This window comes from Rhodoferax sp. ZS1R8 (genome assembly GCF_056521325.1).
Genome location: NZ_JBWMBA010000001.1, coordinates 608,284 through 623,099, shown reverse-complemented (window position 1 = coordinate 623,099; position 14,816 = coordinate 608,284). Strand labels below are relative to the sequence as shown.

The following is a 14,816-nucleotide window of genomic DNA, read 5'->3' as shown; positions in this document are numbered from 1 at the left end:
CAATTTATTGTAGACCTGCTTGCAAGTTCCGTACCGCAATTTACCCCACTCTACGGGCATACCCTGCCCCGGATTTACCCGCGTGCTTCCAGGGCACGCTATCCGTTTAGATGGCCTGCGTGCGCTGCATCAGCCAATCCAGCGCCGCGCCGCTGACCAACGGGCTCAGGCGTGCACGCACGGTGGCGTGGTAGGCGTTGAGCCAGGCAATCTCGTCGGCGCGCATCAGGTTGGCATCGATGCAGCGGGTGTCGATGGGGCACAGCGTCAGCGTTTCGAATTCGAGGAATTCGCCGAACTGCTCATTGGTCTTGGCGGGCACGTTAAGCACCAGATTCTCAATGCGTACGCCCCACTGGCCACCGCGGTACAGACCGGGTTCGATCGACGTGACCATGCCGGGTTGCATCGCCATGTTGGCGTCGGGGATGGCCTTGGAAATGCTCTGCGGGCCTTCGTGCACGTTCAAGAAATAGCCCACACCGTGGCCGGTGCCATGGCCGTAGTCCATGCCGTGTTCCCACAGCGGTGCGCGGGCCAGTGCATCCAGCATCGGCGACAGCGTGCACAGTGGAAAGCGCGCGCGGGACAGGCCAATCGTGCCCTTGAGCACCAGCGTGTAGTCGCGCTTCTGCGCAGCGCTGGGCGTGCCGATGGGCCACACGCGGGTTATGTCGGTGGTGCCGCCGGGGTATTGGCCGCCGGAGTCAATCAGCAGCAGGCCGTCGCCTTCAATGACCGCGTGGCTCTCGGGCGTGGCGCGGTAGTGGGGCATGGCGCCATTGGCATTGAAGCCGGCGATGGTGTTGAAGGACAGGCCGACAAAACCGGGGCGCTTGGCGCGCTCGGCGGTCAGGCGCTCGTCAATCGTCAATTCGGTGATGCGCTCCTTGCCCAGCGCGGATTCAAACCACGCATAGAAGGCGCACATCGCTGCGCCGTCTTGCTCCATCGCTGCGCGCACGTGGGCGGCTTCAGATTCGTTCTTGCGGCTTTTTAGCAGCGTGCTGGGGTTGATGGCCTCAACCACCTTGACCGCATCAGGCGCGCTTTCGCGCAGGCCCAAGGTCACGCGGCGCGGGTCCAGCAGCAGCACGGCATCGGCGGACAGTGCGGCCAACGCAGGCCCGGCCAAGGCGTAGTCTTGCACGGCCACGCCGTCTTCCTTCAGCCGCGCGGCCAGCGCAGCGGGCACTTTGCCGGTGGCCACAAACAGCGTGGCACCGGTGGCAGTGATCAGCGCGTGTGCCAAAAACACCGGGTTGTAGGACACGTCCGAGCCGCGCAGGTTGAACAACCATGCGATGTCGTCGACGGTGGAGATGAAATGGTGGCTGGCGCCCGCGTTGGCCATGGCCGTGCGCACCTGTGCCAGCTTGACGGCGCGGGGTGCGCTGGCAAAGGCGGCTTCGTGCTCATAAATGGGGGCCAGCGGCAAGGATGCGCGGTCGGGCCAGATGCTGGCGAACAGGTCAACATCGGTGCGCACGGTAGCGCCCACCTTAGCCAACACATCGCGCAACTGCTGCGCGGCCGCCAGGCCCAGCACGGCACCATCGACGCCCACAACTTGGCCGTGGCCGGTGTTTTGCGCCAGCCACTGCACGTGGTGGGTGGAGGCACCGGTATCGATCTTGACCAGCTCAATGCCGGTGTTGGCCAACTCGGTTTCGGCTTGTGTCCAGTAGCGGCTGTCGGCAAACAGTGCAGCGCGATTCTGTGTGACGACCAGCGTACCCATGGATCCGGTGAAGCCCGACAACCACTCACGACCCTGCCAGCGTGCGGGCAGGTATTCGGACAGGTGCGGGTCGCTGGAGGGCACCAGGCAAGCCGCCAGGCCCAGCTCCGTGAGGGTGCTTTGGGCGCTGGCGATGCGTCGGGCAAAAACTTCAGGGCTGGCAGTCATCGCGGTTCCTTGTGGGACGGTGTTAGCGCCAGGGTGGGCGCGAACCCGCGATTGTAGGACTGCTCTTTTACAGCCGGGTCACACCCGGCACGTAACCTATCAATTTGCCGTCTACATACAAGGCGCCTTCAGGCGCCCCTGCTTCTGCGTAAAACTCGTAAACCGTGTCGCTGGGTGGACGATGGCGTGCCCGGTCGGTGGCGCTCAACGCGCGCGACAACTGCGCCAAACTATGGCTTACAGCCCGCAACATGCCTGCCAAGAGGCGACGAACAGACGGACTGCGTGGGGCGTAATACGGCAAGGTCCGTGTGTGAAAAATTCCTACCATGGTGGTGTCTCCTGGCTTGGGCGCGGCCTCTTGGGCGCTTGCCCGATTGATTTATGTACAACTGGGGGGCCTGCTATCACCGCTCATTGCGCGGGGGGATCGCTTGGGGGTTTGCAGGCAAAAATTGGCGGGTAACAGGGTGAAATTGGACATACAGGTCTCTCCTTCAGGTTGCAGGATCAGGTAAAAAAATGCGAGGCACAAACAAAACAGCCCGGACTGCTTTCGCACCCGGGCTGCTGTGGAGAGAACGCGTCACTCGTTGTTCGGGTGACGCTCAGCCCACAGACGCCCCAGGCAGGGCGCGACGGTTAATCCCACTCGACGGTGCACGGTTCATGCGCTTGGCCGACAGCTGCGCTGCGCGCAGGCTGGGACAAGCAATTTCCAACGAAAACAGGACCATGGATAACGGGTGAGGGGTTGATCGGACTTGCGGTAGCGGGTGACAGTGGCTGTCGTGGCTGCTGCAAACTTGCTCAAATGATAAACGAAACATTATCTTGAGCAAGTGGAATTTATCCATTTGAATAAGAAGCTACTTTTTCTGTCGCAGAGGTGCAACACCCATTTGCGAGCGCAGCCACAGCGCGTGGGCGTCGGTGGGGGCCGGAGTGGTCTTTGCTGCCGCCGGTGTCTTTGTCTTCGGGGCAGGCGCGCCTGCAGGCTTGGGTTCGGTGGTGCCTGGTGTCAGCACCTCTCCCAGCAGGTCCAGCAAACGGGTACGCGCCCGCTGTGGGTGGCGCCGGTAATAGGTCAGCACCAGACCGACGATGAACCGCTCATCATCGTCCCGTGGGGCGTGGCTGTCAGAGGCGGATTCGCTTGCGGCAGCGGGTTTGGCAGCACTGGCGCCCTGCGTGTGAACCTGGTCCATCCAGCCGTGGGGCTTGTGGCACAGCTGCTCAAACTGGCGCGCCAAGCGCTCGCCAATCTGGCGTGAACGGCCCTTGATCTGGCTCCAATAGCTGGGTTGTATCTGCACCTTCTCTGCAAACCGGCCTTCCAGTCCTCTGAGGGTTGCGGCGTCGGGGTGTTTGATGGTGTTGCGCACAAATTCTTCAAACAGCGCCAGGGCGTTGTCAAAACGGATTTGTGCCAGATCGAGAGGGCTGGACATAGGGCCGAATGATAAACCTGCCTTACGCAAGCTTCCTGTGCGCCCCCGTACCAACCGCACCCGACGGCCACCAGGCCGTGCCGGTTGGTCACGGGGCGTTGCAGTCTGTCCGCCGGTGGGGCAGTGCGTCGCCAAGCGCTGGCGCGGCCCGTGGCAGCGTGGGTACAGTCAAGGCATCTACAGTAGCCAAGCGACGTATCCTTCATGAACCCTCCTTTTTCTTCGCAAACCCTCCAAAGCCGGTGGTCCAGCTTTGCGGCCACCTGCGTGTCTGCTTACCACCGCTACGGCAATTGGTTGGTCAGTATCAGTTGGCGGCGGTTTTTTGGGCTGGCCCTGGTGCTGATCATCACGATGGCCATCCTCCACGATCTTCCTCCGTTGAGCTGGACCTACACAGAGGTGATTGAGCCGCACGACCACAGCAAGTCCAGCCAACCGTCGCGCGAAAAATCCGAATCGTCCAACAAAAAACGCAGCAAGTCGACTGATAGCTCCAGCGATGGCGTAGACATTTCCATCGACGAAAACGGCGTGCGTATCAAAGGCCGCTCAGCGCCTGCTGTAATGCCAGCCCCTCCCGCCCCACCAGCCGTTCTGGCCCCGCCCGCCGCCGGCGCTAGCGTGCCCGAATTGCCCCCCATCCCCGACGTGAACATCAAGCTGCCGCCAGGAGCAGATAGCAGAGCAGTGCGTGAAGCTGTCGAGGAAGCGAAACGCGAGATCGAGTCTGCGATGGAGGAAGTACGCAAAGAGGCGAACGACGCGAAAGAAGCCGCACAGGAGGCCGCGGAGGCCTCGCGTCCGCAATTCCGTCGCCACACGTACGGCGAGCCCCTGATGCCGTTGACGATGTGGTTTATTTTGTTGTCCGGCATCCTCAAGATTGCCTATAAGGGCACCGTGCAGGCCGAAGCCAAAGCGGCCCAGGCGACCGAAGTGGCAGAGTCTGAATCGCTGAAGCGCCAGGTCGTGGAGGCACGCATGGCAGCCATGCAGGCCCAGGTGGAGCCGCATTTCCTGTTCAACACGCTGGCCAGCATCGACCACTTGATCGAGACCGATCCACCTCGGGCCAGCATCATGCAAAAGAACCTGATTGCACTGCTGCGTGCCAGCATGCCGACGATGCGCGAGGCCAATGCACAAGCCACGCGGGACCTGGGCAAGGAGTTGGCCATGATCCGCCCGTACCTGGAGATATTGAAAGTGCGCATGGAAGAGCGCCTGCAGACCGAGGTGCGGGTCAGCGATGGATTGCTGTCGGCCGAGTTTCCACCCATGATGTTGCAAAGCCTGGTCGAAAACGCCATCAAGCACGGCCTGGAACCCAAGGCCGAGGGTGGACAATTAACGGTGACCGCCGAAATCGTGCACGGCAAGCTGGCTGTGACCGTGGCCGACACCGGGCTGGGGTTTGGCAAGGCCGACACCGCAGGAACCGGCATAGGCTTGAGTAACATCCGGGAGCGCCTGGCACTGTTGTACGGTGGCAAGGCCAGCCTGCTGGTCGGCGAGACGCCGGGGGGCGGAACAACGGTCACCATCACGGTGCCCTATGTGGCCCGCACCGAGCCCGAGCCCACGGTTTGATGGATAAGAAACGATTTTTTGCATGGATGGAATGAACACATGACACGCGCCCTGATTGCCGATGACGAACGCCTGATGCGCGAGCAGCTAAGTGCCCGGCTGCTGGAGGTATGGCCTGAGCTGGAGATCGTGGCCGAGGCCAAGAACGGCCAGGAGGCCGTCGCGCTGACCGAGCAGCACCGCCCCGACATCGTGTTCCTGGACATCCGCATGCCAGTGCTGACCGGGGTGGACGCGGCGCGGCAAATCGCCCAGCTGCCCACGTTTGACGAGGCGGACGGTTGGCCCGGCTGCGAGATCGTGTTCATCACCGCCTATGACCAGTACGCGGTGCAGGCGTTTGAACAAGGGGTCGTCGACTACGTGCTGAAACCTGCCGAGCGCGAGCGCCTGACCGTGACGGTGGCACGCATTCGCCAGCGCATGGCAGAGCGCGCCGCCGCCCAGGCTACTACCAACGGAATGGATGATCTGTCGGCGCCCTTGCCGGCCCACACGCCAGACATGCAGCAACTGCTGCAAAAGTTGGCTGGCCAGCTCAACCCCAAAGGGCCGGCCAAGCTGCAATGGATACAGGCCACGGTGCGCCAAGCCATCCAGATGATCCCGGTGGAAGACGTGCTGTTCTTCGTGTCCGATGAAAAATACACCCGAGTGCAGACGGCTACCGTGGAAGCCCTGATCCGCAAGCCCATCAAAGAGCTGGTGGAGGAGCTGGACATGCAGCAGTTCTGGCAGATCCACCGCTCCACGCTGGTCAACATCAAGGCCGTGGCCGGCGTGAGCCGCGACGAACGCGGGCGCCAATTGGTCAGCGTGCGGGGCAGCAACGAAAAGCTGGAAGTGAGTCGCAGCTACACCGGTTTGTTCAAGGCGATGTGATAGCTACGCCTGCGGTTTCGCGCTCGGCGACAATCAGACCTTGTCCCATTGAACTTGCCCACCGCCCAGGCCCGCTTGAAGCCTGCCAACGTCTATGTCCCTGATTCGTCTGTTTCGCCTGCTGGGCCACCTTCCCCTGCCGTTCATGCAACGTGTGGGCGCATTGCTGGGTTGGGTAGTGTGGCTGGTCTCGGGCTCCTACCGCCGTCGTCTTGAAGAGCAGGCTCAGGCAGCGGGATTTACAAAATCGCAGTACCGCCCGGCCGTTGCCGCCATTGGAACCATGGTGGCAGAGTTGCCGTGGTTATGGCACCGTCCCAAGGCACAAGGTGTGCTCCACCTGATCCAATGGGAGGGTGCCCACCACTTTGAAGCGGCCTTGGATGCCGGCAAAGGCGCGATTTTTCTGGCCCCACACATCGGCTGCTGGGAAATGATTGCCCAATGTGTGGCTGAGCGTTATGGGCCGACGCGCGGCCCATTGGTCGCGCTCTACCGCCCCGCACGCAAGGCCTGGCTGGTACCGCTGATTGCCAGTTCACGCGACCGGCCTGGCCTGAAAGCGGTGCCAACCAGCATGTCTGGCGTTCGGAGTTTGATCCGGGTTTTGCGCGAGGGCGGTTACACCGGCATCCTGCCCGACCAGGTACCGCCACTGGGCCAGGGTGCCTGGGCACCCTTCTTTGGACGCCCGGCTTACACCATGACACTGTTGTCGCGGCTGGCCCAACAGACCGGCGCCCAGGTCTTGCTGACCTGGTGCGAACGGTTGCCCCCTGGCAAGGGGTATGTGATGCATTTTGAGCCGGTCGAGGCGGCGGAACTACGTGATGCCACCGCCAGCCCTGAGGCAGCTGCAGCGGCCATCAACGCTGCGGTGGAAAGCCTGATTCGCCGCTGCCCGGGGCAATACCTGTGGTCATACGCCCGCTATAAGCAGCCCGGCGGCGAAGCGTAGGGGACTTGCTCTCAAGATAATAATGAGTGGTGTAGGTTGCGGTCATCGAGTCAGGCGCGCTGGGCTGCGCTTTTGCAACTGCCGGTAGAGGGTAAAGCGTGTCCCAAGGCCGCAGAGGTGGGCAACTTGGTCTAATGTGTGCTGTCCGGCCGCTATGAGTTGGCTTGCTCGCCGCATACGTACCTGGGTTAGAAATTCAAAAGGTGTCTTCCCATGTACGGTTTGAAATACCCGAACCAAATGGTATTTGGACAAATGCGCAGCCTTCGCCACTTGGTCCAGATCAATGGCATCACAGGCGTGACTTAGCCGGTAGTCCGTCACCGTATTCACGCGCTTTTGCAGCTCCAGGTAGTTGCTGCGGCTGGACGTTTGCAATGCAAGCGCGCGTTGCTCCCAACGTTGCATGGCTTGCACAAGGTTTTGCAGTTGCTCCTCTGGCCACAAAGTGTCAGTTTGGCCAGCGGTCACTGCGTCACGTATGTGCAGCAGACAAGCGTCGACGCCGAGATCACAGGGACGTAAATGCTCGGCGAAATTCGGTGTGGGTCATACGCTGCGATACGGTGTACTCTTCGGCCATCCCGGGGCGGAAGAACACCGCCAGACTGTGCACCGGCGTGGGGCTTTGAATCACTGACCCATAGGTCTGCCCGGCGTTGAGCACGAGAAAGTGCGCATCGTCGACGCGCTGACGGTGGCGATCGGCCACGTAGTCCTCAGGCCCACACCAACTTCGCTTTACGGAGAGACTTTGTGTGAACGGCGCAAACTCGGCACGTTGGGCACAGACCAGCACCACGGCGCTTTCCTTGCCCCAGCGGGCATACAAAACCGCCCGGAAGGCGCGGTCGGAAGCCGTCAGGAGCCTGGGCGCCACGTCGGGGAAGTCGTTCAGGACCATGGATGCAGCACGGTAAGCGTAGGAATTTGGAGCCTAACAGGCTCTGCACTATCGCGGCGCAACAGTTTTGACAATAGCCGACGCTCTCCCCAACCTCGGCCTCACCCTCGGCTTAGCCTCGACCTCAGGCGGGGTTTGCCCGGACGTGGGTGGTCATTTTATCCAATCTGTTGATGTACAAAAGGTGATCGTTATGCAAAGAATGTCCACAATAATCTGCGTTGCGGTCCGCGTGCTGGCTGCCGTTGGCCCATGCACAAACGCCAACAGCCGTTGCATCAGCCGCATTGGCTGCACCAAGCTCACCAACCGCACCTGCGCAAAGCCCCGCCCTGTTCGACTTCTGGGTAGGGGACTGGACGGCGCGCTGGACGCTCCCCGACGGAACCGAGGGGCGAGGGCGCAACCGCATCGCCAAGATCCTCCAAGGCTCAGTCATTGAGGAGTCTTTTGAAGAAGCCCAGGGCTCCAAAGAGACTCGTCTTTTGGGCCGCTCGCCTTCGGTTTTGGAGAAGATTAGTGGCACATGGCGCCAGTCATGGGCCGACAACTAGGGCGGTTTCTTCGCCTTTCGCGCAACTACCGAGGGCAGTCGACGCATGTGTAGGACCGACTGGGAAACCGAGGGCGCGCAACGTCGTGCACAGCGCATGGTGGTGTACAAAATTGCGGCCGATAGATTTAACTGGGATTGGGAAAGCACGATCGATGGCGGAGTTCCCTGGGAGCGTCAGTGGCGAATCCACTACACGCGGGTCACGCCCTAGGCTTGAAGGAGTCACATCACGTTGTCAATGGTTGACTTCCGTGACCGCATCATTCGATTGGGCGAACAGCCCAGAAATTTCGACCGCGCCGGGCTGTCGGACACACACAAAAATGCACGGCCTGCATCCAACAGGCTAGATGCCTGCTTCGGTATTGATAGCGACACCCGTATATTCCACGAGGGCTGGCGATCAATTTTGCCTATAACTCTTCGGGGGAGAGCCGCTTCAGACGCCATGTCCCTTAAGCACGTTGACCCGGAATTGCGCTCAGCAGCTTGCGGGTGTAGGGATGTTGCGGGTTGCGGTATAGCTCGTCCGCGTTGCCATACTCGACCATCTCGCCATGGTGCATCACCAGCACCTCGTCGGAGATGTATTTGACCACCGACAGGTCGTGCGAAATGAACAGGTAGCTCAGTCCGAACTCTTCTTGTAACTCCTGCAACAGGTTCAGCACCTGCGCCTGCACGGAGACATCCAGCGCGGATACCGACTCATCACACACCAAAATTTCCGGTTTCATGGTCAGCGCCCGGGCGATGCTGATGCGCTGGCGCTGGCCACCGGAGAACTCATGTGGATATTTATGGAACGCGCCTTCCGGCATATCGACACGCTTGAGCAGCGTCTGCGTCATGGCGACCCGCTCTTTGTCATTCGCACCGATGCCGTGGATGCGCATCGGTTCGAGTAGGATGTCGCCCACGGTAAAGCGAGGGTTCAAGCTCGCGTAAGGGTTTTGGAAGATGATCTGTATGCGTCGCTTGTAGGGCTGAAATTCCTTGTTGGTAAGGCCCATCAGATCCTTGCCTTCAAACAAGACCTTGCCGCCTTCACAGGAATAAAGGCGCAGCAAAGTCTTGCCGAGCGTGGTCTTGCCCGAGCCCGACTCCCCAACAATGCCGAGCGTCTTGCCCTTGGCCAGCTTGAAAGACACCGACTTCACCGCATCTACGTCACGGTGCCCAAACAGGCCATGGCGCATTCGGAATGTTTTATGTAAGCCCTTCACTTCCAGCACGATGGGGTCAGCCGGACTGACGCCCCGGGAACGTTCACCTTGTGGCAGCTCGTTCTCACGCCCTTGCAGGAAGTCCTCAACCACCGGCAGGCGCATCGGGCGATGGTCGATGCTTGGGCGACAGGCCAGTAATGCACGGGTATAGGGATCCGCCGGTGCGCTGAAAATTTGCGCCGCCGCGCCCTGCTCCTTGATCTCACCGCGGTACATGACCACCACGTGGTCGGCGATCTCGCGCACCAGTTCCAGATCGTGGGTGATGAACAGCACACTCATGCCGTGCGTTTCGCGCAACTTGAGCAAAAGCTCGATGATTTGTTTCTGGATGGTCACATCCAGCGCCGTGGTCGGCTCATCGGCGATCAAGAGCTTAGGTTCACAGGCAATCGCCATGGCGATCATCACCCGCTGCTGCTGGCCGCCGGACATCTGGTGAGGAAAGCTGCGAATGCGATCTTCAGGGTCGGGAATGCCGACTTCGCGCAGCAGTTCAATCGCCCGAAGCTTGGCTTCATGGCGCGACATGGGCTTGTGTAGACGCAAGATCTCTACGATCTGATCGCCCACCCTGTAGACCGGGTTGAGCGAGGTCATCGCATCCTGGAAGATCATCGAGATGTCTTTGCCGCACAGTTGGCGGCGTTCGCGCTCGCTCATCTTCAGTAGGTCACGGCCTTCGAACACCAGTCGGCTGTGGGTTTCGATTTCAGTGTTGGTGCGGGGCAACAAATCCATGATCGCCATGGCACACACGGATTTGCCAGAGCCGGATTCGCCGACTAGCGCCACCACACTATTCCGAGAAATATTGAAGCTCACGCCCTTGAGCGCCTCAAAGCGCTTGTTTTGACCCAGGCGGAAGGTCACACGCAGTGTGTCGATTTCAAGCAGATTGTCTGAATGCATGGTCGGGGTTCCGTTGTTCATCGACGGCTCGCTTTCGGGTCTAGCGCATCACGTAGCAGATCGGTAAAGAGACCGAATGCAACCACGAAAGTGGACATGATGATGGCGACCGTGGCGAGCTGCCACCATTTGCCAAGTACCAGTTCCACCATCACTTCATTGATCATCACACCCCAGGAGATCGAATTGGTCGGCACTCCGAAGCCGAGGAAAGACAACACCACTTCCGCCTTGATGAAATCGATAACGAGCTGGGACAACTGCACCAGTGTCAGATGGCTGACGTTGGGAAGGATGTGGCCGAACATCATGCGCATATGGCTCGCACCAATCGCATTCGCCGCCTCTACATATTCGCGGCTGCGCTGTTTGATGTACTCAGCACGGACCAGCCGGTACACGCCAGTCCAGCCGGTAAGGCCCAGCACCACGATGACGGTGGTGATGCCCCTGGTATTGAGTGCGCCCGAAATGGCCAACACCAGCAAGAAATACGGCACAGCGGTGAAGATGCTGTAAAACCATTCAAGTACATCGCCGACGGCACGGCCGAAATAGCCGCCGATGGCACCGAGCGCGGTACCGATTACCACCGCCAGCAAGGCGGCAAGCACACCAACCGTCATTGACACCTCGCCACCCTTGATCACCTTGGACAACACGTCACGGCCCCATTTGTCGCCACCCAGTGGCAACGACCATTTGAGGGGCGCCTGGGCGGCTTCATATTGCTTGGCCCCTGCATCGATCTTGTCGTAGTAGGGTGCCAGCGGATCGATGGCGCGCGATTGTGCATCGATGGTTACGGCGACGTTGACCTTCGCGCTATTCGCACCTTCCGGGTTATCGCGATTGGCCATGAAACTCGGGTTGGCGTAGGAAACGCCGACTTCGTGACCCCAGTCTTTGGCTATCCAGCCCAGGGCGGACCCCAGAGCCAAACCGAAATAAAGCACCAAGATGGCGATACAAACTTTGGCCAATCGGTTTTCCCACAAACGCTTGCCCGCCGCCTGCCAATAGCCTGTCGATTGATTTTTCTCTGCCATGGCGCCTCCTTATTTGAACTCGACGCGCGGGTCGAGGCGCTTATACAAAAGATCGACCAGCAGATTTGCCGCCATGGTGATCATGGCGGTATACACCGTAATGGCTTTAATCACAGGGAAGTCGTTGTTCGATACCGCCGTGACGATTTCGCTTCCGAGGCCGGGAATTGAGAACACCTTTTCGATCAGGAAGGAGCCCACCAACAGGCCTGGCAATTGCATGCCAACGTTGGTGACGATAGGAACCAGAGCGTTGCGCAACACATGCACCAGCATCACGCGGTGCTCGCTCGCTCCCTTGGCGCGTGCAGTACGCACGTAATCCTGGTTGGTTTCTTCTACGACGAAAGAACGATACAGACGCAGGCTGGGTGCCACCGAGACCATCAAAATCAATATGACTGGCAGCGGGGCATAGCGCACCAGATTGGTCAGCAAATCGCCCGGTGCCCACCCGCTGACCGGAAACCAGCCCAGCACACTGCCGAACACGTACTGCCCGACGACCACGTACAGCAACAGGCTGATCGACATGGCGGCGGTGCAGATCGCCACCACACTGCGATCGGTCAGCGAGCCGCGGCGGTAGGCTACCCACATGGCAAGCAAGATCGAAATCAGTGCATCCAGCACCCATACCTGCAGCATGATGGTGAGCGTGACCGGCGCGCGTTGCAGCAAGAGGCTCGTGACCGGTTCGTTGGTGCTCCAGCTACGGCCGTAGTCGAAGGTCACTACCTGCCTGAGGAAGATCTGCAACTGGACCCACCATGGCTCCGAAAGGCCAAGAGATTGGCGGATGGTCTCGATCTTTTCCTTATTGGCAAATTTGCCAGCAAGGACCGTACTAGGGTCGGCCCCGAACACGTTAAAAATTACAAATACCAGCAGGATCACCCCCAACAAGGTGGGGATCATCTGCCAAAGGCGACGAATCAAATAGGCCATAGGTTGCTCCCAGGTCGGTCAGTGCGGCTGTGTGCCGAGGGCCGCCGCGCGCTTGTCGAGGTCGATGTCCACGTACATGAAATGGGCGAATTGGTCGGGGTGGGGTCGATAGCCCAGCACCCAGGGATGCGCCAGATAGGTGAACGCGGTGTGGAACTCGTAGGCCCACGGGGCGTAAGCGGCGGTCAGCCGGCTCATCTGGCGCAACTTTTCGTCGCGTTCTGGAGACTCTGCCATGGTAGCTATCTCGCCATACAGTCTGTCAAATGCATCGAGCTTGAAGCGGGCGTTATTGGCTGGACCGGAATTCGGGCCATAGAGCAGCTGCATGAAGTTCTCAGCATCCGGGTAGTCTGCACTCCACACGAATACCGATTGTTGATACTGACCATTGTTGCGAGCACTGATCAAGTCCGGAAACTGCACTTTCTTCACGCTACTGCGAATCTTGATTGCCGCCCAGGATTTCTGGACCAGCTCCTCGTCATCGCGCGAATCACTACCTATCGATGTCAGGTAGGCAATGTTTAGAGGCTTACAGCCGGGCGCCTCACGCCAACCATCGCCGTCGCAGTCTTTGTAGCCAAAAACGTCCAACATGGAATTGGCCTTGGCCGGGTCGTAGGCCCCCAGTTCGTTTACGAAGTTCGGGTCGTATCCGATGATGGGCGGAGGGATCGGCGAATTGGCCTCAACCGCCTGACCGTTCTTTAATATCCAGATATTCTTGGCAGTATTGAAAGCCATTACGAAGGCGCGGCGCAGCGCCACTCTCTCCGGTGTGTACCCACCCACCACTGGGTCATCCATATTGAACATCTTGACTTGAATGGATGGCGATACTTCCCGGAAATACTGCCAGCCACGCTGTGCGTATTTCGGCGCGAGCTTATTCCCAGGTGCCACGGTGGAGGCGTAGTTCACACCGATCTCAGCGCCAATATCCAGTCCACCATCGTTGAAGGAGAGCCATGCGGATTGTGGGGTTTCTATGATGCGGATGTCGATCACACCGATGCGCGGGAAGGTTTTGCCTTCTAGCTCTTTCAATATTGTCGGGTCCATGCCTGTCGTACCAGGCTCGGGCGTGTAGATCTCACCACGGAAGGCAGGGTTCGCCTCCAGCACGATTCGATTGCGCCGTTGCCACGAGCGCAATTTGTAAGGGCCAGTGCCAACTGGGTGCGCCTCAGCATCTTCACCGTATTTCTCCATCACCTCACGCGCTACCGCGCTGGTAGCGGGTGCCGCCAGTATGTAAGGCATATTGAAGTCGGGTTTGATCAGTTTGATCTGGAGCGTGTATTTGTCCAGTGCCTTCAACCCCTCAATCGGTTGGTCATAATCAAATTTATTGGTTTTGGTGCCCGCTTCGATCTTGGGATCAAGGCCAATGACCTTGCCCTTAAGCATGAAGTCCCACGGTGCGCCTCGGTTGTTCGTATCGACCAAACGTTGCAGGGAATATACGTAGTCTTGCGCGACCAACTCACGCTTTTTGCCCCCAAATGTTGGGTCGTCGGCAAAATAGATACCGGGCTTCAGCTTGATGATGAAGGTTTTTCCATCTGGCGACATATCTGGCAGCGCGGCCGCAGTCTTGGGCCGCAGTTTCATCGGACGGGCTAGGTAATCGTAGTCGTAAAGTGCCTCGAAAATTTGCAACACGATGGTGTTGGAATAGTGGTCCGAGTATTTAACCGGATCGAACGCGGATTCGGCAGCGCGGAAGTAATAACGCAGAGTCTTGTTCAGGTCGGCGCTGGAAGCAGCGAAGGCCGAGGGCGCGGAGAATATGACAAGGCCATAGGCCAAGAGGCAAATAAGTTTAATGTCTTGGAGTTTCATTGGAAGATCGTCTCAATAAATTTCAACGTTCCGGTTCCACGTCAAAAGCACGAGCTTAACCAACTCAAGCTGCCGCCTGATTTTTGGATGTTGCCGGTGTGGCGCAAAAACCAAGGAAGTCACATTGATTGCGCCAATAAATCGCTCATTGGCTGCATCAATATCATCGATCATGTGATCGCCATGGTGCAACAATTCAATGCAAACGGCGGGCATATTCTGGATTCTTATATTGCAAGGAGTTAAATCGGAAACGATAACTAGCCGCCTAATTTTAGGTTCCGTCGCCACAACCTCGGGGCAAGGATGATGGTATGACAGGGATGGTAAGACGGCGATGATAGGCGAACTGCCCAAGCCCCTCAAGCGACCGCGACTGCATTCGCCGCTCTATCCGGCTACTGCACGGACTTCCAGAGAAAGTCACGATTGCAAAAAGCGTGGCTTTCGCGGTTGCCAAAGGCCAACTCCCTGATCATTGGTTCCTTCGACGAAATCGCTATCGAACCGACCCAGACACCTGCGAGTCGCCAACGAAATTGAGGGTTTACCCCACCAGCCGCTGGTGAGTCGGTGT

At 59.1% G+C, this 14,816-nt stretch carries 14 protein-coding genes; 5 read left to right on the top strand and 9 right to left on the bottom strand.

Annotated elements, in window-relative coordinates:
- Window positions 1–106 precede the first annotated feature (106 nt).
- The 3 genes from AC097P_RS02915 to AC097P_RS02905 form a co-directional block, all read right to left on the bottom strand.
- Window positions 107–1,909: an aminopeptidase P family protein gene (locus AC097P_RS02915; protein ID WP_479608853.1), complete on the bottom strand. Its 1,803-nt coding sequence runs from the start codon at window positions 1,907–1,909 to the stop codon at window positions 107–109.
- Between the two features lie 67 nt (window positions 1,910–1,976).
- A complete protein-coding gene (locus tag AC097P_RS02910) occupies window positions 1,977–2,240 on the bottom strand; it encodes a hypothetical protein (protein ID WP_479608852.1) in 264 nt (87 codons plus the stop codon).
- A 538-nt stretch (window positions 2,241–2,778) separates the two neighbouring features.
- Complete coding sequence (locus AC097P_RS02905) at window positions 2,779–3,360, bottom strand: hypothetical protein (protein WP_479608851.1); 582 nt, start codon at window positions 3,358–3,360, stop codon at window positions 2,779–2,781.
- A gap of 204 nt (window positions 3,361–3,564) precedes the next feature.
- Here AC097P_RS02905 and AC097P_RS02900 point away from each other — a divergent pair, with 204 nt between their 5' ends.
- The 3 genes from AC097P_RS02900 (at window position 3,565) to AC097P_RS02890 (ending at window position 6,793) form a co-directional block, all read left to right on the top strand.
- A complete protein-coding gene (locus AC097P_RS02900; protein ID WP_479608850.1) occupies window positions 3,565–4,953 on the top strand; it encodes a sensor histidine kinase in 1,389 nt (462 codons plus the stop codon).
- A 39-nt stretch (window positions 4,954–4,992) separates the two neighbouring features.
- Window positions 4,993–5,835, top strand: a complete 843-nt coding sequence (locus tag AC097P_RS02895) for a LytR/AlgR family response regulator transcription factor (RefSeq protein WP_479608849.1) — start codon at window positions 4,993–4,995, stop codon at window positions 5,833–5,835.
- A gap of 100 nt (window positions 5,836–5,935) precedes the next feature.
- The gene (locus AC097P_RS02890) at window positions 5,936–6,793 is read left to right on the top strand and encodes a lysophospholipid acyltransferase family protein (protein WP_479609461.1); all 858 of its coding nucleotides are present in this window, start codon (window positions 5,936–5,938) and stop codon (window positions 6,791–6,793) included.
- Between the two features lie 42 nt (window positions 6,794–6,835).
- Here AC097P_RS02890 and AC097P_RS02885 read toward each other — a convergent pair whose 3' ends face one another.
- Both AC097P_RS02885 and AC097P_RS02880 read right to left on the bottom strand, forming a co-directional pair.
- The gene (locus AC097P_RS02885) at window positions 6,836–7,201 is read right to left on the bottom strand and encodes a helix-turn-helix domain-containing protein (protein ID WP_479609460.1); all 366 of its coding nucleotides are present in this window, start codon (window positions 7,199–7,201) and stop codon (window positions 6,836–6,838) included.
- A 103-nt stretch (window positions 7,202–7,304) separates the two neighbouring features.
- Entirely contained in the window at window positions 7,305–7,697 is a 393-nt protein-coding gene (locus AC097P_RS02880) for a hypothetical protein (protein WP_479608848.1), read from the bottom strand.
- Window positions 7,698–7,984: 287 nt separating this feature from the next.
- Here AC097P_RS02880 and AC097P_RS02875 point away from each other — a divergent pair, with 287 nt between their 5' ends.
- Window positions 7,985–8,251, top strand: coding sequence for a hypothetical protein (locus AC097P_RS02875; protein ID WP_479608847.1), 267 nt, complete (start codon window positions 7,985–7,987; stop codon window positions 8,249–8,251).
- A gap of 457 nt (window positions 8,252–8,708) precedes the next feature.
- Here AC097P_RS02875 and AC097P_RS02870 read toward each other — a convergent pair whose 3' ends face one another.
- Genes AC097P_RS02870 through AC097P_RS02855 form a run of 4 tightly spaced genes read right to left on the bottom strand, consistent with a single transcriptional unit; the run spans window position 8,709 to window position 14,239 of the window.
- Entirely contained in the window at window positions 8,709–10,394 is a 1,686-nt protein-coding gene (locus AC097P_RS02870) for an ABC transporter ATP-binding protein (protein ID WP_479608846.1), read from the bottom strand.
- Window positions 10,395–10,411: 17 nt separating this feature from the next.
- A complete protein-coding gene (locus tag AC097P_RS02865; protein ID WP_479608845.1) occupies window positions 10,412–11,443 on the bottom strand; it encodes an ABC transporter permease in 1,032 nt (343 codons plus the stop codon).
- A 9-nt stretch (window positions 11,444–11,452) separates the two neighbouring features.
- Window positions 11,453–12,391, bottom strand: coding sequence for an ABC transporter permease (locus tag AC097P_RS02860; protein WP_479608844.1), 939 nt, complete (start codon window positions 12,389–12,391; stop codon window positions 11,453–11,455).
- An 18-nt stretch (window positions 12,392–12,409) separates the two neighbouring features.
- On the bottom strand, window positions 12,410–14,239 hold the full coding sequence (locus AC097P_RS02855) for an ABC transporter substrate-binding protein (protein WP_479608843.1): 1,830 nt from the start codon (window positions 14,237–14,239) through the stop codon (window positions 12,410–12,412).
- Here AC097P_RS02855 and AC097P_RS02850 point away from each other — a divergent pair.
- On the top strand, window positions 14,228–14,485 hold the full coding sequence (locus AC097P_RS02850) for a hypothetical protein (protein ID WP_479608842.1): 258 nt from the start codon (window positions 14,228–14,230) through the stop codon (window positions 14,483–14,485). The two genes, AC097P_RS02855 and AC097P_RS02850, sit on opposite strands and share 12 nt — an antisense overlap.
- The last annotated feature ends 331 nt before the right edge of the window (window positions 14,486–14,816 follow it).

Bases quoted from the DNA above. Each gene is read 5' to 3' on its own strand.
- AC097P_RS02885 (WP_479609460.1), bottom strand. From the start codon at position 7,201: ATGCAACGTTGGGAGCAACGCGCGCTTGCATTGCAAACGTCCAGCCGC.
- AC097P_RS02910 (WP_479608852.1), bottom strand. From the start codon at position 2,240: ATGGTAGGAATTTTTCACACACGGACCTTGCCGTATTACGCCCCACGC.
- AC097P_RS02855 (WP_479608843.1), bottom strand. From the start codon at position 14,239: ATGAAACTCCAAGACATTAAACTTATTTGCCTCTTGGCCTATGGCCTT.
- AC097P_RS02870 (WP_479608846.1), bottom strand. From the start codon at position 10,394: ATGCATTCAGACAATCTGCTTGAAATCGACACACTGCGTGTGACCTTC.
- AC097P_RS02900 (WP_479608850.1), top strand. From the start codon at position 3,565: ATGAACCCTCCTTTTTCTTCGCAAACCCTCCAAAGCCGGTGGTCCAGC.
- AC097P_RS02895 (WP_479608849.1), top strand. From the start codon at position 4,993: ATGACACGCGCCCTGATTGCCGATGACGAACGCCTGATGCGCGAGCAG.
- AC097P_RS02905 (WP_479608851.1), bottom strand. From the start codon at position 3,360: ATGTCCAGCCCTCTCGATCTGGCACAAATCCGTTTTGACAACGCCCTG.
- AC097P_RS02880 (WP_479608848.1), bottom strand. From the start codon at position 7,697: ATGGTCCTGAACGACTTCCCCGACGTGGCGCCCAGGCTCCTGACGGCT.
- AC097P_RS02860 (WP_479608844.1), bottom strand. From the start codon at position 12,391: ATGGCCTATTTGATTCGTCGCCTTTGGCAGATGATCCCCACCTTGTTG.
- AC097P_RS02865 (WP_479608845.1), bottom strand. From the start codon at position 11,443: ATGGCAGAGAAAAATCAATCGACAGGCTATTGGCAGGCGGCGGGCAAG.
- AC097P_RS02915 (WP_479608853.1), bottom strand. From the start codon at position 1,909: ATGACTGCCAGCCCTGAAGTTTTTGCCCGACGCATCGCCAGCGCCCAA.